Here is a 22045-nt window from a genome sequence, read left to right as displayed (position 1 = left end):
GTAATGCCGCAGCGCACCCGGTGTTGATCCCCCGCTCTGGTCCAGGGCCGCGATGAAACCCGCGTTCTCCGACATGTTCTTACGCATCTGGTCAACTGGCATGGTTATTTATCCTATGTTCAGTATTCATATATGGTCAGGATGGTAAGTGCTTATTATATATAATTTACGACGCCTTTATTAATTAACAGGATAAAATATGGGTGAATAAACATAAATACAAAAAACGCATGCGGGCATATTCCAGCATGAAACAGCGCGACCTGTATGCGCCGCCCCGGGTTCGTGATCCTGAAATTTCCTGAATGACACTTTCTGTTCAATCAGTTGGACGTGATGATGCTCCTGATCCGGATGCCATCTATCGTGAGGAAAAGATAACGCGGAGAAACTGTCATGCCCAACAATCCCGTCGCCCCGGAATTTCGCGCAGCCCTGAAAGTCCTGCCCTCCTTTGATGGTCTTTCAGATGAGACCCTGGACGAAACACGCAAGGCATTCATTTCCGCAATCCGCAGCGTCAGGGTCGCCGCACATCCTGACGTCATGGTTGAGGCATGCCACGTACCCGGGCCTGCGGGCGCTCCTGATGTGCCGGTCGTGGCCTACAGGCCTGCAGCCACCCACCCGAATGCCCCCGCGCTGATCTATATCCATAGCGGCGGTATCGTAAGTGGTACACCGGAAGTCGATGATGCACGCTGCCGGCAGATGGTCAGCGAACTGGGGCTGGTCATTTTCTCGGTTGACTATCGTCTGGCGCCAGAAGCCCCCTGCCCTGCGGCAATCGAGGATTGCTATGCTGTCCTGAAATGGGCACACGGACATGCAGCCAGGCTGGGAATTGACCGGAACCGCCTGATTATTGGCGGCGATAGCGCGGGCGGTGGCCTGACAGCCTGTCTTGCCCTGCTGGCACGCGACCGGGCTGAGGTCAAAGTCCTTTTCCAACTGCTGATTTATCCCATGCTGGATGACAGGACCGGAACAACGCGCATGCCATCGCCTGCCCTGGGCGAATATATCTGGACGCGTTCCGCCAATCATTACGCATGGAACGCCTATCTGGGTAAAACGCCCGGAAGCGCGGGCATTTCAGAATATGCCGCGGCCTTTCGCGCAACGGACCTGACGGGACTGCCGCCTGCCTATATCGGCGTAGGTTCCCTGGACCTGTTTTTGGACGAAGACCTGGAATATGCCCGGCGCCTGATGGCTGCTGGCGTGCCGACAGAGGTCTGTGTCATGCCCAGTGCCTATCATGTCTTTGACGTGTTCATTCCCGACGCACCCATGAGCAGGCAATTCAGGGACTCTTATTTTACCGCCCTGAAACGCGCCATTTCACAGGATTGTTCCTGAAAATCCGGTCTGATGGTGTTTATGGCGGGGGTGTCCTGCGGCAACAGGGGCTGCGCAACCCTCGCCTGTTCACGGTTCAATATTTATGATCTGCGTATTTCATTCCTTTATGGGGGATTGGAATTATAAAAAGCCTGAACCGCAGGGATGACCGGGAGGCTGCTTGAAAAGCCAGATCAGGAAATATCCTGCAACCATAAGAAAGTTTTTGGCGAAGTTTTTTTAAAGCCTTGAAGAACGTCACCTTATTTGAAAAAGGCGGCGGCCCAGAAACTTTTATTTTTTTATCACCGGGCTGTTTTCAGGCAGCGTCTGACCCCGGGCTGACAATATCGGGCCTGCCTGCCTGCGCAGCCGGTGAAGATTTCCCTATGCGCGCCGCTGCGAACGACCGTGCCCATAGGGCATGGGGATAGCGGCGCAAGCCATGGAACATGGGTCATGCACGGATGCCGTCATGGCTCTGTTCTTTGAAAAACTTGCATGATCCGGTCGCAACTTCCTTGCGCCTGCCGCGTATAGGCGATTGGCAGCCTGTTCTGGCATTTACTGTATCGAGCCAGACTATATCAAGGCATGCAGGTATCGCCTGTAAGGTAGTGGCCGGTTATTGCGCATCAATGCACATGGCATGGCGCAGATCGTCTCCGTTAAAAATAAAACAAACAGAAACGGAAATGCCCGTCATGGAAAACATTTCCAATATATGGTCAATATCCGCCTATGCCATGGTCATAGCGGTACTTCTGGCCAGCATGCTCGGGCTGTCCGCCATTACCGGTACCCGGCGCGGTGGCAGGGCCATGGGCCGTTCCATGTCCCTGCCCTTTGAATCCGGCATGGTGCCCACGGGGTCGGCACATCTGCGGTTGCCTGTACAGTATTACCTGGTGGCCGTGTTCTTTGTCATCTTTGATGTGGAAACGGCCATTCTCCTGACATGGGCAACCGTTGTGACCGAAACGGGATGGATCGGTTATGGCGCGGCCCTTGTCTTTACGGTCTTTCTGGCCGTCTCCCTTGCCTATCTGTGGCGCGCCGGGGCGCTGGACTGGGGGCCGAAGGCCCGTCAGCACCGGATGGCGGACACGCACAAGGATCCCGTATCATGAACTGGTCCCTTTCTTCCCCCAATGCGGCCGGACCTGCGCGGGCCACGCCCAGCTTCAGTGAAACCCTGCGCCGGAATCTGGTCATGGGCCGGTTGCAGGATTTCGTTGCATGGGGACAGAAAAACTCCATCTGGCCGCTGAATTTCGGGCTGTCATGCTGTTATGTGGAAATGGCGACGGCGTTCACCAGCCGGTTTGACATTGCCCGCTTCGGCTCCGAAGTCCTGCGCGCCACGCCCCGCGAAGCAGACCTGATCGTCATTTCCGGCACCGTGTTCGTCAAGATGGCCCCGGTCATCCAGCATCTGTACAACCAGATGCTGGAACCACGATGGGTCATCTCCATGGGGTCATGCGCGAATTCCGGTGGCATGTACGACATTTACAGTGTCGTGCAGGGCGTGGACAGCTTCCTGCCGGTGGATGTGTACGTGCCCGGCTGCCCACCACGCCCCGAGGCGCTGCTGGAAGGCCTGCTGCTGCTGCAGAAAACCATCGGCACACAGCGCAGGCCCCTTAGCTGGCTGGTGGGACCGCAGGGCGCCCAACCCGTCACACCGCCCAGCCTGCGCGATGAAAAGCGCGCCGGACGCCAGGCCATGCGCGACCTGCGCACGCCCGATGGGATCTGACACCATGAGCACCACCCTTGCCTCCACCCGCGAACAGGGTCTTGCGGACATGATTTCCGCGCATCTCCCCAACGGCGCGCTGGCCACCCAGTCCACATGTGATGGCGTTTCCATCATCTGGATCGCGGCAGCCGACCTCCGCCCCGCCTTCGCTGCATTGAAGGCGTCCGCATCCCTCATGCTGCTGGATCTTGCGGCCATAGACGAACGCGATCGCACCCACCGCGACGGACAGCCACAGGCGGCCTTCACCGTCGTCTATCATGTGATCTCCCTCACCGTGCGCGTGGATGAGGTACGGATCAAGGTTCCCCTTGGCGCAACCGCCCCCGCCCTTCCCACCATCAGTGACCTGTGGCCGGGCGCCAACTGGTATGAACGCGAGGCCTGGGACCTGTTCGGCATCCATTTCCATGATCATCCCGACCTGCGCCGCATCCTGACCCCGCCCACATGGACCGGGCACCCGCTGCGCAAGGACCACCATGCCCGCGCTACCGAAATGCCGCCCTACAGCCTGACGGAAGAACATGAAGCGCGCGAGCAGGACGCCATGCGCTTTGACCCCTCCGCATGGGGCATGCGGCCGCATGGTGACCACAGTGACTTCATGTTCCTCAACCTCGGTCCCAACCACCCCAGCGTGCATGGGGTTTTCCGCATCATGCTGCAACTGGAAGGCGAGCGGATTGTCGATGCCGTGCCCGATATCGGCTTCCACCATCGCGGCGCGGAAAAAATGGGCGAACGCCAGTCATGGCATAGCTACATCCCCTATACCGACCGGGTGGACTACCTCGGCGGGGTCATGAACAATTTCCCCTACGTGATGGCGGTCGAGACACTGGCGGGAATTACCGTGCCGCCACGGGCGCAGATGATCCGTGTCATGCTGGCCGAACTGTTCCGCATTGCCAGCCATCTCGTGTTCTACGGCACCATGGCGCAGGATGTGGGGCAGCTTTCACCGGTGTTCTACATGTTTACCGACCGCGAACGCGTGTTCGGGATTATCGAGGCGATATGCGGCTTTCGCATGCATCCGGCATGGTTCCGCATCGGCGGCGTGGCCATGGACCTGCCCGAAGGGTGGGAAGGACTGGTCCGCGCCTTTCTTGATGACCTGCCGGGGCGGCTGGACGAATACGATGCCATGGTCATGCGCAACCCCATTTTCCGCGCCCGGACGAAGGGGATTGGCGCCTATACCACGGCGGAAGCCGTTGAATGGGGTATCACCGGGCCGGGGCTGCGCGCCACCGGTCTGGCATGGGATTACCGCAGGCATGCGCCCTATGCCTGTTACGACCAGCTGGAATTCGACATTCCCACCGGCACCAATGGCGACTGTTATGACCGGATTGCCGTCCATGTGGAGGAAATACGCCAGAGCCTGCGCATCATCCGCCAGTGCGTTGACAACATGCCCGCAGGCCCGGTCAAGGCCGACCACCCGCTGACCACCCCGCCGCCCAGGGCGCGGACGATGCACGACATCGAAACCCTGATCCACCATTTCCTCAGTGTAAGCTGGGGGCCGGTCATGCCACCGGGGGAAGCACGCGCCAGCATCGAAGCCACGAAAGGCGTCAATACCTATACCCTGATCAGCGATGGCGGCACCGCGTCCTACCGCACGCGCATCCGCACCCCGTCCTTTGCCCATCTGCAGATGATCCCGCTGCTCAGCCGCGGCATCATGATCGCGGACCTGATCGCGATCCTGGGCAGCATTGACTTCGTCATGGCCGATGTTGACCGCTGAAGCCCCCCTGTCCACGCCCGTGCGGGCGGAAATCCTGGCCCTTGCGGCGCAGGAACCGCACCCGCGCGGGGCCAGTGTCGCGGCCCTGCGGCTGGTGCAGGCCCGCCTTGGCTGGATCAGCACCGTGCATCTGCGCGAAGTGGCCGACCTGCTGGGCATGTCGGTTGATGATCTGGATGGTATCGCCACCTATTTCAACCTGCTGTTCCGCCGGCCGGTCGGGCGGCATGTCGTCATGCTGTGCGACAGCGTTTCATGCTGGATCATGGGGCGTGAACCCCTGTGCGCCCATATGTGCCGGACACTGGGCATAAGACCCGGCGAAACCACGGCGGACAACGCCATCACGCTGCTGCCCACGGTCTGTATCGGCCACTGTGACCATGCCCCGGCCATGCTGGTCGATGGCACGCTGCATGGGGATGTGGACACGGCCACCCTCGACCGCCTGATCGACACGCTGAGGGATACGCCATGACACCGCCGACCGAACGGCCCCTGACCGCCATGATCGACCCGGCCGCAGGCCCACCGGACTGCGCGGCATATGAACGTGCAGGCGGCTGGCAGGCCACGCGCAGGGCGCTGGGGGACCTTGCCCCGGCTGAAATCATTGACATGGTGACACGCTCAAAACTGCGCGGGCGTGGGGGTGCCGGCTTCGGGACCGGGCAGAAATGGAGTTTCGTGCCGAAGGAGCCTGCAGCCGAACGCCACAAGTACCTGATCGCCAATGCGGACGAGATGGAACCGGGCACCTTCAAGGACCGCCTGCTGCTTGAGGGCAATCCCCTGCAACTGATCGAGGGGATGATCCTTGCGGCCTATGGCGTGCAGGCGGGGCATGGCATCATCTTCCTGCGCGGGGAATACGGCCTGGCCTGTTCGCGCTTGCACCATGCGATCGGGGAGGCACGGCAGCAGGGCTGGCTGGGGGAAAACATCCTTGGCTCCGGCTTCGGTTTTGACATCCATGTGCATTCCAGCGCCGGACGCTACATATGCGGCGAGGAAACCGCCCTGCTGACCGCGCTGGAAGGCCGTCGCGCCACACCGCGCAGCAAGCCGCCCTTTCCCCAGACCGGCGGCCTGTGGGGCGCGCCCAGCGTGGTGAACAATGTCGAGACACTGTGCAACCTGCCCCATATCATCACCAACGGGCCGGAATGGTTCGCGGGCCTCGGGCTGGGGGAGGATGGGGGCACCAAGATCTATGGTGTCAGCGGCCGGGTGGCAAAACCGGGCGCATGGGAACTGCCCATTGGCACCCCCCTGCGCCAGATCATTGAAGAACATGCAGGCGGCATGCGTCCGGGCCACCAGTTGCGCGCCCTGTTGCCCGGCGGGGCGTCCACCGCCTTTCTGGACGCGACGGCACTCGATGTCGCGATGGATTACGGGTCGGTGGAAAAGGCAGGCAGCAGGCTCGGGACCGGCATGGCCATCATACTGGATGACCGGACCTGCCCCATCGGCATGATCCGTAACCTGGAACATTTCTTTGCACAGGAATCCTGCGGGTGGTGCACCCCGTGCCGTGACGGGCTGCCATGGGTGGAACGCCTGCTGGACGCGATCGAGGACGGGTCGGGACAGGAGGAGGACATGGACCAGCTTGCCCGCCATGCCCGCATGCTGGGGGCACCCGGCCGGACCTTCTGTGCCCATGCGCCAGGGGCGATGGCGCCGCTGGCCAGTGGACTGAAACTGTTCGCCGCCGATTTTGCCGCCCATATCCAGCAGCGCCGCTGCCCCCATAAATCGGGAGCATGACCATGACCTCCATCCGCATTGACGGACGGGACTGCCCGACCCGCACCGGCATCAACCTGCTGCAGGCCTGCCTGGAAGCGGGGGCCAGCCTGCCCTATTTCTGCTGGCATCCCGAACTCGGTTCCGTGGGCGCGTGCCGCCAGTGCGCCATCAGGCAGTTCAGCGGGCCCGATGATACGAAGGGCCGCATCGTGATGGCCTGCATGACGCCGGTCAGCGAAAATACCATCATATCCATTGACGATCCGGAGGCCCGGGATTTCCGCGCCAGCATCATCGAATGGATGATGGTCAACCACCCCCATGACTGCCCGGTGTGCGAGGAAGGCGGCGAATGCCACCTGCAGGACATGACGGTCATGACCGGGCACGATACCCGCCGTTACCGCTTCACCAAACGGACCCATCGCAACCAGGATCTCGGGCCGTTCGTGAAGCATGAAATGAACCGCTGCATCGCCTGCTACCGCTGCGTGCGCTTCTACCGTGATTACGCGGGCGGGGATGACCTGGCGGTCTTTGCGTCACATGACAATGTGTATTTCGGCCGTGCCGAAGATGGCACGCTGCAGAATGCCTTCAGCGGCAATCTGGTGGAAATCTGCCCGACCGGCGTGTTTACCGACAAACCCTTTTCCGCGACCTATGCCCGCAAGTGGGACATGCGGGGCGCGCCCTCGGTGTGCGTACATTGCGCGGTGGGCTGCAACACCATTGTCAATGCGCGTGAGGAAACCCTCCGCCGTGTCCTCAACCGCTATCATGAGGACATCAACCGCTACCTTCTGTGCGACCGGGGCCGGTTCGGCCATGGTTTTGTCAACGCACCGACGCGTATCCGCACGCCACTGCGCGCCATTGACGGGCAGCAGGCCGCCATTCCCATGACGGACGCCCTGCAGGCCTTCGCCCGCATGGCGGCAGGTGGACGGATCGTGGGCATAGCCTCCCCCCGCGCGGCGCTGGAAACCTGTTTCAGCCTGCATGCGCTGGTGGGGCCGCAGCATTTCTGCACCGGCCAGACGCGGCACGAACAGGAATGCGTGGAACTGGCCCATGCCCTGCTGACCCGCCATCCCGGCGCCCTGCCCACCATCCATGAAATGGAAAGCGCCGATGCCGTGCTGGTACTGGGCGAGGACGTATGCGCCACCGCCCCCCGGCTTGGCCTGTCGCTGCGGCAGTCGGCGCGGCAGGCGTCCTTCCATACGGCGGATGATGCCAGGGTGCCGCGCTGGATGGATGCAGCGGTGCGCACGCTGGGGGCACAATGCCCATCCGGCCTGTATGTGCTGACGCCAGCGCCGACTGATCTGGATGACGTAGCGGCACAAACCCGGCGTGCCGCCCCTGATGACATCGCGCGGCTGGGTTTCGCCATCGCCCACGAAATTGATCCCGCCGCCCCGGCCGTCACGGATCTGGCGGCGGATGACGCGCGGCTTGCCGCCCGTATTGCGCATGCGCTTGTGGCAGCCGGAAAGCCGCTGGTCGTATCCGGCATGCAATACGGGTCCCCCGCATTGATGCAGGCCGCCGCCAGTATCGCCACGGCGCTCGCGCGCGCCACACCCGCAGCCGGCCTGTCGCTGGTGCTGCCGGAATGCAACAGCATGGGGCTGGCCATGATGGGGGGACTGTCGCTGGAAACGGTGATGGAACAGGCGCGGGCGGGCGCGATTTCCGTGCTGGTCATTGTGGAAAATGACCTGACCCGCCACCTGCCGCCAGCGGATGTGGCGGAACTGTTGGCGGCGGTTCCCGATATCGTCGTGATCGACCATACGGCCACGCCGCTATGCCGACAGGCCAGCCTTGTGCTGCCCGCCAGTGCCTTCAGTGAATGCAGCGGCACGCTGGTCAGTCAGGAAGGCCGGGCGCAACGCTTTTTTCAGGCGGTCTTTCCCCCTGCCCCCATACAGGCCGGCTGGCGCTGGGTACAGGCGCTGGCCCGCAGCCTTGACCCGTCCGCGCCGCATATGACGGGCCTGACCGTCTGGCGGGATCTGGATGATGTCCTGTCCGCGCTGGCGCAAGCGTTTCCCCATCTTGCCCCGGCCGTCAGGGCGGCGCCGGGGGCGGATTACCGCATGAATGGCCAGAAACTGCGCAGCCAGACCTACCGCGCCAGCGGGCGGACCGTCATCCGTTCCTTCGTCAATGTGCGCGACCAGCCACCGCCCCGCAGTCCGGACACCCCGTTCAGCAGTTCCATGGAAGGCGCCTATGGGCCGGACATGCCCGCAGCACTGGTTTCGGGCTATCAGGCATCACCATGGAATTCGGTTCAGGCGCTCAACCGTTTCCAGCACGAAATCGGTGGTCCCATGCGTGGCGGGGAATGCGGTATCCGGCTGTTGTCCCGCGTCGGGCATTCTGATGCGAAACCGGCTTATGCCACCGATATTCCCCGTCCCCATTTGGTGCAGGCTGATACCGTTCTGGTCCTGCCCGATACGCGCCTGTTCGGCAGCGAGGAACTGAGCATGTTCTCCCCATCCGTCATGGCGCGCGCAACCGCGCCAGCGCTGGGGCTGCCTGCCGGCATGGCGGCAACAGGCCGCATGGTGCTGCATCTGGATGACGGGCCGCACATGTTGCCCGTGGAACCCGTGCCCGGACTGCCCGAGGGCATTGCCCTGTGCCCGGCGCACATGGTCGCGCGTGCGTTCCGTTTCCCCCGCATGGCCCGGCTGGAGCGGATGCCGGACGAAGGGGGGCGGTCATGACGTATCCAGCCCTTGCCACCATCATTCTCATGCCACCTGTCGTCCTTGGCCTTGCCACCGTGCTGACATGGGTTGAACGGCGGCTGCTGGGATTATGGCAGGACCGGTATGGACCCAACCGCGTGGGGCCGGGCGGCATGTTCCAGGCCGTGGCGGATGGAACCAAGATCCTGTTCAAGCAGGACTGGATCCCCCCCTTTGCCGACCGGGCCGTGTTCGTTCTTGCCCCGGTCATTGGCATGATGACGGTATTGCTGTCCTTTGCCGTCATTCCGGTCACGATGGGCGTGGGCATTGCGGGTGACATGAATGTCGGACTGCTGTTCATCCTCGGCATGATGGGGCTTGGGGTTTATGCGGTGGTGCTGGCGGGGTGGGCGTCCAACAGCAAATACGCGCTGCTGGGTGGCATGCGGGCAGCGGCGCAGATGGTCAGCTACGAAGCGTTCATGGGGCTGTCGCTGCTGGGTGTGGTCATGATGGCCGGGTCGTTCAACCTGCATGATATCGTGGCGGCGCAGGCGGGGCTATGGTTCATCATTCCGCAATGCCTTGGCTTTGGCGTGTTCATGCTGGCCGGCATTGCACAAACGCACCGCCTGCCCTTTGACCTGCCCGAAGGGGAGAACGAACTGGGTGCGGGGTTCCATACCGAATATTCGGGCATGAAGTTCGGCATGTTCTTCATTGCCGAATATGCCGGGATCGTTCTGGTCTCAAGCCTTGTCACCACGCTCTACCTTGGTGGCTGGCGCGGGCCGTTCCTGCCCCCTGCCGTGTGGTTTGCGCTCAAGACCGGGGGCATGGTGGTATTTTTTATCCTGCTGCGGGCGGCCCTGCCGCGCCCGCGTTATGACCGGCTGATGGCGCTGGGCTGGAAAGTCCTGCTGCCGCTTTCCCTGTTCAATGTCATGGCGACCGGAACCATCCTCATGCTGCGCGCGTCTTTGTGACACGCCTGATGCAAAGGCATTTCCCATGCTTGATACCCTGCGCACCCTGTTCCTGACGGCGCTGCATGCCTTCCACCGGCGCGCGACCGTGCAGTATCCGGAACAGAAACCTTACCTGCCGCCACGTTATCGCGGGCGGATCATCCTGTCGCGCGATCCCGACGGGGCGGAGCGGTGCGTTGCGTGCAACCTGTGCGCCGTCGCCTGCCCGGTGGATTGCATAAGCCTGCAGAAAACCGAAGCCGATGGGCGGTGGTACCCGGAATATTTCCGGATCAATTTCTCGCGCTGCATTTTCTGCGGCTTTTGCGAGGAAGCCTGTCCCACCTACGCCATACAGCTGACGCCCGATTTTGAAATGGGCGAATACGCGCGGCCCAACCTTGTTTATGAAAAGGAAGACCTGCTGATAAGCGGGAGCGGGAAATATCCCGGTTACAGTTTCTATCATGTCGCGGGCATTCCCGTTCCCGGCAAGGCGCGTGGCACGTCCGAACGTGAACGCCCGCCGGTCGACCTCCATTCCCTGCTGCCGTAACCGCCATGCATGCCCTGGCCCTTCTTGCCGCGTGTGTGACTGTCGTGGGGGCCATCATGGTCATTACACGGCGGGTGGCGGTCCATGCGGTGCTGTACCTGGTGGTGACGCTCCTGGCGCTGGCGACCGTCCTTGTCATGCTGGGCGCGTCATTTGCCGCGATGCTGGAGGTCATCATCTACGCCGGTGCGATCATGGTGCTGTTCGTGTTCGTCATCATGATGCTCAATCTGGGGCAGCCGGACAGCGCGCGTGAAAAGGAATGGCTGCACCCGCGCGCATGGCTGGGACCGGGCGTTCTGGCCACCATTGCATGTGCGGAACTGCTCTATTGCCTCAACCCGCTATCCGGGCCTGCACCGGCTCCTGCCCCCATTACGGCGCATGATGTGGGACTGGGCTTGTTCGGTCGCTACGTGCTGATGGTGGAACTGGTGTCGTACCTGCTGCTGGCCGGTCTGATCTCGGCCTTTCATATCGGGCGCAACCGGGTGGGAGGGCGCTGACATGCCTGCCTTTTCCTTCAACGATACCCTGCTGCTGGCCACGGTCCTGTTTTCTGTCGGGCTGGCGGGCGTTCTGGTCCGGCGCGATCTGGTGTTCATGCTGATGTCGCTGGACATCATGCTCAATGCGGCCGCCCTTGTGTTTGTGGGGGCGGGTGCGCGCTGGCATGATGCGACGGGACAGGTGATGTTCGTGCTGATCCTTGCCCTTGCCGCCGTGGAAACGGCGGTGGGGCTTGCCATCATCGTGTGCCTGCATGCGCGGGGGCGGCCCACGCTTGACGCCGATACCGGCAACCTGCTGCGGGGATAAGGCCATGGGTGAAATCCTGCTTCCCCTCATCATCCTCTGCCCGCTTGTCGCGTCGCTGGTCGTGTCCGTATCCGCAGGCCGCATGGGCGCATGCGCCATCGGGACGGTTGCGTGTGCCGGTGTGGGGCTTTCCGCCGTAATCAGCGTCATCCTGTCCGTCATGCTCCTGTCCGGACCCGCGACGGACGCATTGCGGGTGGTGCTGTGGCCGTGGATGCGTATTGAGGGATTTTCAGCGGATATCGCCTTCACGCTGGACCGGGTTTCCATGGTCATGATCCTTGTCGTCACGATCGTGGGGCTGCTGATCCATGTTTATGCCGCAGGCTACATGCGCGACGATCCGGGTATCGCGCGCTTTTTCGGCTGCATGACGCTGTTTGTGGCCGCCATGGTGGTACTGGTGCTGGCATCCGACCTGCTGTGCATGTTTATCGGGTGGGAAGGCGTGGGGCTGTGTTCCTACCTGCTCATCGGGTTCTGGTATGATGACCCCGCCAATACCGCGGCTGCGCGCAAGGCCTTCTACATGACACGCATGGGCGATGTGGCGTTGCTGTGTGGCCTGCTGCTGCTGGCCACGGCTACGGGTTCCCTGCGCATGGGGACCGTGCTGGCGGCGGTCACGGACGGGCAGCTGCCCCCGTTCAGCGTGAATGCGGCGGCAGCCCTGATACTGGTGGGGGCACTTGCCAAATCGGCGCAGATCCCCTTCCAGACATGGTTGCCGGACGCCATGGCGGGGCCGACACCGACCTCCGCCCTTATCCACGCAGCCACGATGGTAACCGCAGGCGTCTACCTGATCGCACGCCTGCATGACCTGTTTGCCATGGCGGCCCCTGTCATGGCGTTCATGGCCGTGCTTGGGGCGCTGACGCTGCTTATGGGGGCGTGCAAGGCGCTGGTGCAGTCCGATCTCAAGCGTATTCTTGCATGGTCCACGATCAGCCAGCTTGGGTACATGTTTCTCGCCCTTGGGTGCGGGGTGTGGCAGGCGGCGCTGTTTCACCTGATGACCCATGCCTTCTTCAAGGCGCTGCTGTTCCTGACGGCGGGTGCGGTCATCATGCGCGCAGGCCACGAACAGGATATTTTTCGCCTCGGCGGCCTGCGCCACGCCATGCCGGGACTGACCATGGCCTTTGTCGCGGGGGCATCGGCGCTGGCTGGCCTGCCGCTGGTGACGGCCGGGTTCTACAGCAAGGAAATGATCCTGTCGGGTGTATGGCACGTCCATTTTGGCCTGACGCGGGAATGGGGCCTGAGCGGACATCCGTTATGGGGAATTGCCCTGCTGGGGGCCTTCCTGACCGCGCTGTATATTTTCCGCTGTGTCTTCATTGTCTTTTGCGGGAAAGCGGGAACCAGGGCCGTGGGCCGGACGTCACGTCTCATGAGCATTCCGCTGGGCTGTCTGTGTGTTCTCTCGCTGTCTGGCGGAGTCATTGAAATGCCTGATACGCTTCCCCGCCTTCACCTGTTCAGTGCCCTTCTGGATCCCGGGGTGCCATTATCGCATGCGGATGAACCGATCTGGCTTGTGCTGGCGGGTGCTATCGTGCCCCTTGCCGGGCTTGGGGTGGCATGGGTGCTGTGGGGGCGTCGTGTGTCCGTCATGCGCGAAATACCCGGTCAGGCTGCCATTATCCGCCCTGCCCGCGACGGCCGGGGCATGGACGTGGTGTATGACCGGGTGTTCGTGCAGCCCTTGTGCCTGCTGGTATGGCTGACACGGCTTGATATTGCGGATCACGCCATAACCGGAACAGGGCGGCTGACACGGGCGGCCAGCGCCGGAATGTTCAGGGCGCGGGCCGGGGTTGTGGACATGCTGGCGATACGGGCCACCGGCATGGCCAGATGGGCGGATCATCTGCCGGGCCAGTTCCAGAATGGCCGCGTGCGGTGGTATGCGGCGTGGATTGCAACCGGGCTGTGCGCGGGCCTTGCCATGGTGGTGCTGTCATGAACCCCCTGCCCGCCCTTGTGCTCCTGCCCATCATGGGTGGCGGGGTGGCATGGGTTGCCGGGCATGTCCGGCCGCGTGTCACCACGACATCGCGCGATGCGTCATGGTGGGTGGTGCTTGTAACCCTGATTGTGGAAACGTTTGTCCTGGTCATGGCCACATTTGGCCATCCCGTCCATACGGGGCCGTGGCCGGGGCATTTTTCCATGCCATGGATCCCGGCCATGGGCATTGCGGTCAGGCTGGATATGGATGGTCTTTCGCTGTCGCTGATCTGGCTTTCGCTCATCATGTGTTTCCTGTGCGTATTTCTTGCCACACGTCAGGTCACGGTCCATGCCGGGGCGTTCCGTTTCCTGTTCCTTGCGACCCTTACGGGTATTATCGGGACATTCCTGGCCACGGACCTGTTCCTGTTCTTCTTTTTCTGGGAACTTATGCTGGTGCCGATGTTCGGGCTGATCGCCGCATGGGGACATGAGGACAGGCAGCGCGCCGCCATGAAGTTTTTCATGTTTACGCAGGGCAGCGGGCTGATCATGCTGCTGTCCATTCTCGGGCTGGTCATCACGCATTACCGGCAGACGGGCGTGCTGACGTTTGATTACTTCACGCTGGCCCACACACCATTGTCCCCCGCCGTGTCCATGCTGCTCATGCTGGGGTTCTTCATCGCCTTCGCCGTCAAGCTGCCGGTGGTGCCGGTCCATGTCTGGCTGCCTGATGCCCACACGCAGGCGCCGACCGCGGCCAGCGTGCTGCTGGCGGGTATCCTGCTCAAGACCGGGGGGTATGGCATGATCCGCTTCAACATCATGCTGTTTCCCGATGCGGCCAGCCGGTTTGCCCCCATCGCCATGGGACTGGGTGTGGCCGGGATCGTGTACGGGGCGTGGCTGGCATATGCGCAGGATGATGTGAAGCGCCTGATCGCCTATAGCAGCATAAGCCACATGGGTTTCGTGCTGCTGGGCATTTTTACCGGTTCGCGCATGGGGATGCAGGGGGCGATCATACAGATGCTGGCCCACGGGTTGAGCACGGCCGGCCTGTTCGTGGTCGCGGGTGCCATCCAGGACCGGTTGCATACACGTGACATGCGCTGTATTGGCGGATTGTGGGCTGCCATGCCACGCCTGTCCGGTGCGGGGCTGTTTTTTGCCATGGCAGCACTCGGCATGCCGGGACTGGGGAACTTCACCGGTGAGTTCCTTGTACTGCTGGCGACATGGCATGTCAGCCCCCTGCCTGCGATACTGGCAGCCGTGGGACTGGTTCTGGCCGCCATCTATGCACTACGGATGGTCAACCGCATATTTCTGGCAGCCCCGCGGACAGGTCTGCAACCCGTGCCGGATGTTGCGTCCCGGCAGATGGCGGTTTTTGCCTGCGTCATGGTTTTTCTTGTGCTGCTGGGGGTGTATCCGCAGCCTTTCGTGACGTTTTCCGCCCCGTTGCCCCTGCCCGTTGCCGCCATGACCGGTCCGGAAGGTGCCACGCCATGATCGTGCATGACGTTTTCCTGCCGGCCCCGCTGCTGGTCGTGTCCTCCGGGATCATGGTCATGCTTGGTGCAACGGCATGGCGGCGTTCGGTGGGACGCAGTTTCCTGTGCGCCATGGGCATACTGCTGCTGGCCATCATGGTCGTGGGGCACCATGCGGGAACGGTGCCCGATCATGGCGACAGCCTGTTCGTTCAGGATCGATGGACGGCCTATACAGCCATTCTGACCATGTTTTCCACCATATGCATCATGCTCATGTCATGGCGGGATGACGGGATCATGCGCGCAGATGAATACGCCCTGCTGCTCATGCTGGGTACGCTGGGTGCGCTGGCCATGGTATTCAGTGCGAATTACATGCCGTTCTTTGTGGGGCTGGAGATACTGGGCGTCTCCATCATGGGACTGGTGACCTTTGGGCATCGTGCCGTGCCGGGGCATGAGGCCGCAATGAAATACCTGATCCTGTCGGGTGTTTCTTCCGCCATCCTCCTGTTCGGTATCGGCCTGGCCTATGGTGTTACCGGATCCCTGCGGTTCATGCCGCCCATCGCGGCGGGCGGGGTTTCCGCTGCATTGCCGCCTGCCGCCACGATCATGATCCTGGTCGGCATGTTCTTCAAACTTTCCGCAGTGCCCTTCCATATGTGGCTGCCCGATGTGATGGAGGGGGCGCCCGTTCCGGTGGCGGCGTTTGTGGCCGTGGTCTCGAAAATTGCGATATTTTCGCCGCTCGTCCGCTATTTCGGGACGGAAAACCAGCCACCATTCCTGAATGATATCCTGTGTGGCGTCATTATCCTGACCATTATGGGGGGCAACCTCATGGCATTGCGTCAGGCGGATTTCATACGCCTTATGGCATATTCATCCATCGCGCATATGGGATATCTTCTGATTGCTTTCATGTGCCCGGGCCGTCTGCAATCCGGGGCCATAACCGTTTATCTTGCGGCCTATACCGCCAGTACACTGGGCGTATTTGCGGTCATGGATGCCTTTGCCACCCCCGGCGGGCCGGATGGCCGGGTTATCGCGCAATGGAAAGGCGTGTTTTCCAGCCATCCGTTTGTGGGGGCTGTCATGTCGTTCATGCTGCTTTCGCTTGCGGGTATTCCACCCGGGATCGGATTTTTTGCGAAATTCGGGATCGCTGCGGTCGGTGTGGCACACCAGCGTGACCTGCTGCTCTGTTTTCTTATAATCGGCAGTATTATCGGATTGTATTATTATCTGAACATCGTTCGGACCATGATGGTGACCCCATCGTTACCTTCCCGTCCCCTGAACCGGCATGTCCGTCCGGAACTGATGGCGCTTGTCATCGTTCTGGGCATGATCGTCGTGATCGGGGGGCTGTTCCCCGCCCGTGCCATCCATCCGTTGCTTCCTGCCGCCACCGTCCCGTCCGAAACGCGGGATGGGATAACGCATTGACGGGACTGTTTTCGGTTATCCAAAACATGGAAAGGGTTTTCCCATGTCCTCTCATGTCTTTCACATTCTGGCGCAAAAAGGCAATACGGTCATAACCGTCAGGGCAGATGACCCCATACTGAGCGTCGCCACCACGCTGGCGCGGCATAATATTGGCGGGGCGCCCGTCCTTGGCCCTGATGAGCAGCTGGTTGGCCTTGTATCGGAAAAAGGGATTGTCCATGCCCTGTCCCAACACGGTGCGGACATGGCGACCCTGGCGGCAAAGGACGTCATGGCAAAGGATATGCCGACCGCATCACCCGATGACAGTATTTATGACATTGCCTGCCGCATGACGTATTCCCGTAACCGGCACGTGCCCGTTCTGGAAAATGGAAAGCTTGTCGGGTTGGTCAGCATCGGGGATATTGTCAAGCTGCGTGCCGAAAATGCGGAACAGGAAGCACAGGAACTGCAGGATTACGTGACAGGCAGCGACCACGCGGCCGTCCAGCCACCTACTGACACATCCCCCCGCCAATGCGGGGAAAAGAAAAACTGATCCCGTCCGCTGTCCCATAAGATCCCGTGCCGGCCTTCAGGGAACAGGTCGGCGCGCCGCATGAAAATCCGCCCATGGGTCCGTATGCCGTGATGCAAGCCGTTCCATGGCGTTGCCCACCGTGAACTGCGCCGGACCCGCAAGTGCGTCCAGTTCCGCCCAGCTTACCGGCATCGAGACCGGGGCACCGGGACGCGCGCGGCATGAATAGGGCGCCACGGATGTCGCCCCGCGCTGGTTGCGCAGGTAATCAAGCAGGATCCTGCCATGGCGCTTTGCCCTGGAAACAGTGGTAATAAAACGATCCGGGCTGTCGGCGGCCATGTCCTGCGCCAGCGTATGGGCAAAAGTCCTGACATACGCCCAGTCGGCCACGGGTTCAAGCGGGGCAATGACATGCAGCCCCTTGCCGCCGGAAGTCTTGACAAAGGTCATAAGCCCGGAGGTTTCAAGCCGTGCACGCACCTCCCGCGCAGCGGCAATGACAGATGCCCACCCGACGCCCTCCCCCGGATCAAGGTCGATGACCATCTGGTCAGGTCGCTCCCAGTCATGGCATGAAGCCTGCCAGGGGTGAATTTCCAGCGCAGCGCCCTGCACCAGCCCCATAAGGCCATCAAGATCATGGATACCGATCAGATGGCCCGGTGGCGTGCCCTGTGGGTCATCAAGCGCCATGATATGGGCGTTCATGCCTTTCCACGCATTTTTCTGGAAGAAGCGTGGCCCTTCGATCCCGTCCGGGCAACGCAGCAGCGCCAGCGGCCGGTCGATAATGAACGGGGCCATGCGCGGCCATACAGCGTTGTAATAATCGGCCAGCCCGGCCTTGGTTATGCCGGCATCCGGCCAGTAGATCCGGTCCGGATGGGTCAGCATGACACCATGACCGGCCCGGGCTGTAGGTGTTTTCACTGCGGGCATCGTGCATCCGTCCCCCTGTGCGTGCCCTGCTGTTGCGCAGGGCTGGAGGGGTTGTTTTCATGACCCTGTCAGAGGGTAAGGTTTTTGACGGGCATTTCCACAAGCTGTAACTGTGGCGTCGTGCCGCTCTGCCATGCATTGGCGCCCGGCACAATCTGCGGTGTCGGGATATCGGCACGATTCTTTTTTTCGCCGAGGGTGGAAATATCGAAACGCCTGTCCCGGTCATCCAGCGAGGACTGGCTGACCTGCCCATCTCTGGTAAAGCCCATCATCAGCTGGGGAATGCCCAGGGGCAGGTCATGATCCCGGTCGATCTGCCAGGTGTGCCATGTCTTGCCATAAGTGGTGACAAGATCGGCCATGAATGCATGTTCCCCCATATCGGGCACGCCGGGGGCGACCAGCATGCCGGATTTCACCTCGTAATGATGGCTGTGCCATAATTTCTTTTCTTCTTCGGGAAGTGTTTTGAATATTGTCTCACTGACAATGTATTCAACGCCGATAAGCCGGGCGTTTTTCTGGTTGGCTTCATAGATCACGCATTGATGGAAGCCTTCGCCCAGATGTGTGCAGTAGTGATTGGCTTCGACCTGACGCCCCAGGTCATCGGCATAGAAATGGAAACCATTCAGATACGCGCTCATCGCATCGATCGGTTTCTTGGCCTGCAGGGTGTCTGCGGCTGTATCAAGTACAGTGCTGCGCAGCGATGTCGGACCGCCGGGCACGGGCGCCAGCTTTTTGTCGGCCGCACCGGCCTTGCGTCCCGCGATGGCCGTAAGCGGCGCCGCAACAAGGGTCGCGGCCAGTGCGCGGCTGAAACACCGGCGGCAGGTAAGGTTATGAAGGAACGACATGGCCTGTCCTTTCGGGCAAGTTGAACCGTGTTCTGTGCCGCTATAAAGTGCTGCTGTGTGCTGGAGTTTCGTGGCCTGTCACGTATCTGGAGGCCGTTCGGAAATGATTTATGAATAAATAAAAGTTTTCGGGTGTCGTTTTGTTAAAAAGGTGACGTTCCCCTAAAAGGCTGCCCGGAAAACATCCGGCAATCATAAGAAAGTTTTTGGTGAAGCTTTTTTCAAAAAGCTTTGGAAAACACCGCCTTTTTGAAAAAAAGTGGCACCCGAAACTTTTATTTTTTTCAACAATTTGTTTCCAGACAGTTTTTAAGTCTGTTGAAAAAATATTCACCAGAAATTTTTCTTATGAATTTCCAAAACCGATGGAAAACGGAGACCTACTTTCCTTTTGCGCCATCATGCCTGCCCCAGTTGCCCCCCATGGCCCGTACAAGGTCGATGCCACTTACCAGGCGGCGCGTATTGACCGTAATCAGGTCTTCGCGCGCCTGTAGTTCCGCTGTCTGGGCAATGACAACCTGAAGGTAGTCCACGGCCCCCTCGCGGTACTGGACACCTGCCAGATGGTTGGTGCGCGTGGCCGCCACCACCCCCTCCTCCTGCCATGTGGCGGCATCGGCCAGATGGTTGAGGAGCGCAAGCTGGTCCTCCACTTCCCGAAAGGCCGTCAGCGCCGTCTGCCGGTAACTGGCTGCGGCCTGTGCATATTCCGCATGCGTCAGTGCCAGATTGGCGAACCGCCGCCCTCCATCAAATATGGCCAGTGTAGCCAGCGCCGGGCCAAGCGCCCATACACCGCTTCCGGCCGAGGCCAGCATGCTGGTCGTGGTTTCCGAACCACCAGTCGCCCCCAGCGTGATGTTGGGAAAGAAGGCGGCCCGCGCCACGCCGATCCGGGCATTTGCCGCGGCCATATGCCGCTCTGCCGACGCGACATCGGGCCTGCGTTCCAGCAGGTGGGTGGGCGCGGTTATGGGAACGGGCGGCACGGGGGGCAGGTCGTCCGCCGACGGGATTGAAAAAGTTGAAGGCTGCTCACCGATCAGTACCGCAATGGCATGTTCCGCCAACGCACGGTCCGCCACCTGCTGTTCCAGCTGGGACTGCGTGGTGGTCAGCTGTGTGCGGGCACGGCCGACATCCAGTTCATTCGCGGCCCCGCCCACAAATCGCTTTGTGGTCAGGTCCAGCGCCGCGGAATAGGCTGCTATGGTCTTGTGCAGCAGGCTGATGCGGGCATCCAGCCCCCGTAACTGGAAATAATCATCGCCCAGTTCACCCTCCAGGCTGAGGCGGATCGACGCAAGGTCCGCCGCACTCGCCTGCGCATTGGCCCGCGCCGCCCTGACCAGGTTGCGGATGCGCCCCCAGATATCCGGCTCCCATGAAACGGTGCCGCCGGATTCATAGTCGTGGTATTCGTAATAATTGCCAGTGGCGGGAAAAAGCGCGCGTTCACGCTGCGCGCTGGCTGTTGCATCAATCTGGGGAAAGAAGTCGGCCCGCGCCCGCCGGACCAGCGCACGGGCCTGGTCATATCGTGCCACGGCGGCAGCCAGTTGCGGGCTGCCGTGTTCGATCCGGTCCTCCAGCCGGTCCAGCCCTTCGTCCCCCATGACCGACCACCACGCCCCGCGCTGCGCGGTATCGGCGGGCTGTGCCGGTGTCCACACGCCGGTTTCCCTGAATGTGGCGGGTATATCGGGCAGTATGGGCCTGTGGTAACGGGGGGCGAGATTGCAGCCGCACAGCAGGACGACAAGAAGCAGGACCGCCCTGCCCCGTTCAGGCGCCATGCCTGCCCTCACGCGGTTTGACGGGATCCCCGTCCCCGATATCATCCGGCGGGTTGGTTATGATCCTGTCCTGTGGCGTAATTCCTGTCACCTCCAGTTCGGTTCCGAAATCGATCAGGATGGCGACGGGCTGTATCCTGACATGGTCGTGCCCGTCCACCAGCGCCACGGTTGTCCCGTCCCGGCGGAAGAGCAGGCTGCTGGCGGGAATGCGCGCGGCAGGCGGCGCCTGTGGCCCGGCACCATGAAACGCAAAGGCGATCTGGGCATAGGCACCGGGCTTGAGAAGATTTTCCCTATTATCATAGACAAGCTGGACCAGCATCGTGCCCGACTGGGAATCAACCGCATCCGAGGAATGGAGCAGCCGGGCTTCAAACTGCCGGTTGCGGTAATCGGGTACCGTAAAATGCGCGACAAAGCCCTCACGCATCCGCGCGGCATAGGCCTGTGGCACACGGACATAAAGCCGCAGGCGGGTCACGTCCGATACGGTAAAAAGTGGCTGGCTGGCAGCCGTGCCGGCCACGATCAGCGCGCCGATATCGGTCGCGCGGCTGGTGATCACACCGGCGAACGGGGCAATGATGCGCTTGAAGGCAGAGAGCGTTTCAAGGCGTTCGACCTCTGCCGCGGCTTCATGCCGCGTGGCCTCGCTGGCGGCCAGATTGCCCCGGCGTTCGTCCGTTTCCTGCTGGGATACGGCATTCTGGGCATTCAGCCGGTCCCACCGGCGCGATGTGATCCGTGCCAGGTCACGCTGCGCGGTCCGCGTGCCCAGCGCGGCCCTTGCCCCTGCCAGCTGCAGGTCGACATCGGGCGTATCAATTTCCGCCAGTAGCTGCCCTGCCGCCACTTTCTGCCCGATATCGACATACCATTGCCGCAGGTAGCCATTGGTCCGGGCATAGACCGGCGCGCTGTACCATGCCTGCAGGATACCGGGCAGGACCAGCGTATCAACCGCATGGCCAGCCGGATGCACGACTGTCACGCTGGGCACCAGCGCCGCAACATTGGTGGCATGAAGCTGGCGGCGGTCATGGATGCGCGTTATCGTGCCCACCACCACAATGGCCCCGAAAATGCACGCCCCGCCAAGAATGATCCAGCGCAGGCGTGGCCGGGGGCCGGCGTGTACGGCAGCCTGGGTCTCAGCCATGGGCATGGGCCCCATCCGTGTCGTGGCGTGCGCGCCGGTCGTAGATGATGGCGAAAAGGGTCGGCACAAAAAACAGCGAGGCACAGGTGGCGAATATCAGCCCCCCGATAACGGCCCGCCCCAGCGGCGCATTCTGCTCGCCCCCTTCGCCCAA

20 protein-coding genes and 1 pseudogene are annotated in these 22045 nt (G+C 61.6%); 15 read left to right on the top strand and 6 right to left on the bottom strand.

The features are described from left to right. Positions 1-102 (bottom strand): annotated as a pseudogene (locus tag F1542_RS03895) (class I fructose-bisphosphate aldolase); the annotation flags it as partial. Positions 103-396: 294 nt separating this feature from the next. Here F1542_RS03895 and F1542_RS03890 point away from each other — a divergent pair. From F1542_RS03890 to F1542_RS03820, 15 genes are all read left to right on the top strand, one after another. Then, positions 397-1362, top strand: a complete 966-nt coding sequence (locus F1542_RS03890; protein ID WP_193731916.1) for an alpha/beta hydrolase — start codon at positions 397-399, stop codon at positions 1360-1362. Between the two features lie 686 nt (positions 1363-2048). After that, on the top strand, positions 2049-2474 hold the full coding sequence (locus tag F1542_RS03885; RefSeq protein ID WP_193731915.1) for an NADH-quinone oxidoreductase subunit A: 426 nt from the start codon (positions 2049-2051) through the stop codon (positions 2472-2474). Next, positions 2471-3106 (top strand): NADH-quinone oxidoreductase subunit B family protein, encoded by a 636-nt coding sequence (locus tag F1542_RS03880; protein WP_193731914.1) that lies wholly within the window; start codon positions 2471-2473, stop codon positions 3104-3106. Before F1542_RS03885 ends, F1542_RS03880 begins: the two co-directional genes overlap by 4 nt. A gap of 49 nt (positions 3107-3155) precedes the next feature. Beyond that, positions 3156-4871, top strand: a complete 1716-nt coding sequence (gene nuoC, locus F1542_RS03875; protein ID WP_253073250.1) for an NADH-quinone oxidoreductase subunit C/D — start codon at positions 3156-3158, stop codon at positions 4869-4871. Further along, the gene (gene nuoE, locus F1542_RS03870) at positions 4858-5349 is read left to right on the top strand and encodes an NADH-quinone oxidoreductase subunit NuoE (protein ID WP_193731912.1); all 492 of its coding nucleotides are present in this window, start codon (positions 4858-4860) and stop codon (positions 5347-5349) included. Before nuoC ends, nuoE begins: the two co-directional genes overlap by 14 nt. Beyond that, the gene (gene nuoF / locus F1542_RS03865) at positions 5346-6644 is read left to right on the top strand and encodes an NADH-quinone oxidoreductase subunit NuoF (protein ID WP_193731911.1); all 1299 of its coding nucleotides are present in this window, start codon (positions 5346-5348) and stop codon (positions 6642-6644) included. Before nuoE ends, nuoF begins: the two co-directional genes overlap by 4 nt. Before the next feature lie 2 nt (positions 6645-6646). Beyond that, complete coding sequence (nuoG, locus tag F1542_RS03860; RefSeq protein ID WP_193731910.1) at positions 6647-9373, top strand: NADH-quinone oxidoreductase subunit NuoG; 2727 nt, start codon at positions 6647-6649, stop codon at positions 9371-9373. After that, complete coding sequence (gene nuoH / locus F1542_RS03855; RefSeq protein WP_193731909.1) at positions 9370-10326, top strand: NADH-quinone oxidoreductase subunit NuoH; 957 nt, start codon at positions 9370-9372, stop codon at positions 10324-10326. The genes nuoG and nuoH overlap by 4 nt, the downstream gene beginning before the upstream one ends. Before the next feature lie 25 nt (positions 10327-10351). Then, complete coding sequence (gene nuoI / locus F1542_RS03850) at positions 10352-10864, top strand: NADH-quinone oxidoreductase subunit NuoI (protein ID WP_193731908.1); 513 nt, start codon at positions 10352-10354, stop codon at positions 10862-10864. 5 nt (positions 10865-10869) lie between these two features. Then, the gene (gene nuoJ / locus F1542_RS03845) at positions 10870-11370 is read left to right on the top strand and encodes an NADH-quinone oxidoreductase subunit J (protein ID WP_193731907.1); all 501 of its coding nucleotides are present in this window, start codon (positions 10870-10872) and stop codon (positions 11368-11370) included. A gap of 1 nt (position 11371) precedes the next feature. Next, positions 11372-11683 carry an NADH-quinone oxidoreductase subunit NuoK gene (gene nuoK / locus F1542_RS03840; RefSeq protein ID WP_193731906.1) on the top strand — a complete coding sequence of 104 codons (312 nt, stop codon included), beginning with the start codon at positions 11372-11374 and terminating at the stop codon, positions 11681-11683. A 4-nt stretch (positions 11684-11687) separates the two neighbouring features. Then, on the top strand, positions 11688-13655 hold the full coding sequence (nuoL, locus tag F1542_RS03835) for an NADH-quinone oxidoreductase subunit L (RefSeq protein ID WP_193731905.1): 1968 nt from the start codon (positions 11688-11690) through the stop codon (positions 13653-13655). Continuing rightward, entirely contained in the window at positions 13652-15160 is a 1509-nt protein-coding gene (locus F1542_RS03830; protein ID WP_193731904.1) for a NuoM family protein, read from the top strand. Before nuoL ends, F1542_RS03830 begins: the two co-directional genes overlap by 4 nt. Continuing rightward, the gene (locus tag F1542_RS03825) at positions 15157-16599 is read left to right on the top strand and encodes an NADH-quinone oxidoreductase subunit N (protein WP_193731903.1); all 1443 of its coding nucleotides are present in this window, start codon (positions 15157-15159) and stop codon (positions 16597-16599) included. The genes F1542_RS03830 and F1542_RS03825 overlap by 4 nt, the downstream gene beginning before the upstream one ends. Before the next feature lie 43 nt (positions 16600-16642). After that, positions 16643-17143: a CBS domain-containing protein gene (locus F1542_RS03820; protein ID WP_193731902.1), complete on the top strand. Its 501-nt coding sequence runs from the start codon at positions 16643-16645 to the stop codon at positions 17141-17143. Positions 17144-17179: 36 nt separating this feature from the next. Here the strand turns inward: F1542_RS03820 and ligD are convergent, their stop codons facing one another. The 5 genes from ligD to F1542_RS17475 all read right to left on the bottom strand — a co-directional run. Further along, complete coding sequence (ligD, locus tag F1542_RS03815) at positions 17180-18067, bottom strand: non-homologous end-joining DNA ligase (RefSeq protein WP_193731901.1); 888 nt, start codon at positions 18065-18067, stop codon at positions 17180-17182. Between the two features lie 68 nt (positions 18068-18135). Next, the gene (locus F1542_RS03810) at positions 18136-18930 is read right to left on the bottom strand and encodes an OBAP family protein (RefSeq protein WP_193731900.1); all 795 of its coding nucleotides are present in this window, start codon (positions 18928-18930) and stop codon (positions 18136-18138) included. A 380-nt stretch (positions 18931-19310) separates the two neighbouring features. Further along, entirely contained in the window at positions 19311-20729 is a 1419-nt protein-coding gene (locus F1542_RS03805) for an efflux transporter outer membrane subunit (RefSeq protein WP_193731899.1), read from the bottom strand. Continuing rightward, positions 20719-21891: an efflux RND transporter periplasmic adaptor subunit gene (locus tag F1542_RS03800; RefSeq protein WP_193731898.1), complete on the bottom strand. Its 1173-nt coding sequence runs from the start codon at positions 21889-21891 to the stop codon at positions 20719-20721. The genes F1542_RS03805 and F1542_RS03800 overlap by 11 nt, the downstream gene beginning before the upstream one ends. Further along, a partial coding sequence (locus tag F1542_RS17475) for an efflux RND transporter permease subunit (protein WP_193731897.1) occupies positions 21884-22045 on the bottom strand: 162 nt, incomplete at its 5' end. The genes F1542_RS17475 and F1542_RS03800, both read right to left, overlap by 8 nt.

This window comes from Komagataeibacter sp. FXV3, assembly GCF_015155755.1.
In the GTDB taxonomy this organism is placed as follows: domain Bacteria; phylum Pseudomonadota; class Alphaproteobacteria; order Acetobacterales; family Acetobacteraceae; genus Komagataeibacter.
This window is presented reverse-complemented; position numbering and strand designations above follow the sequence as displayed.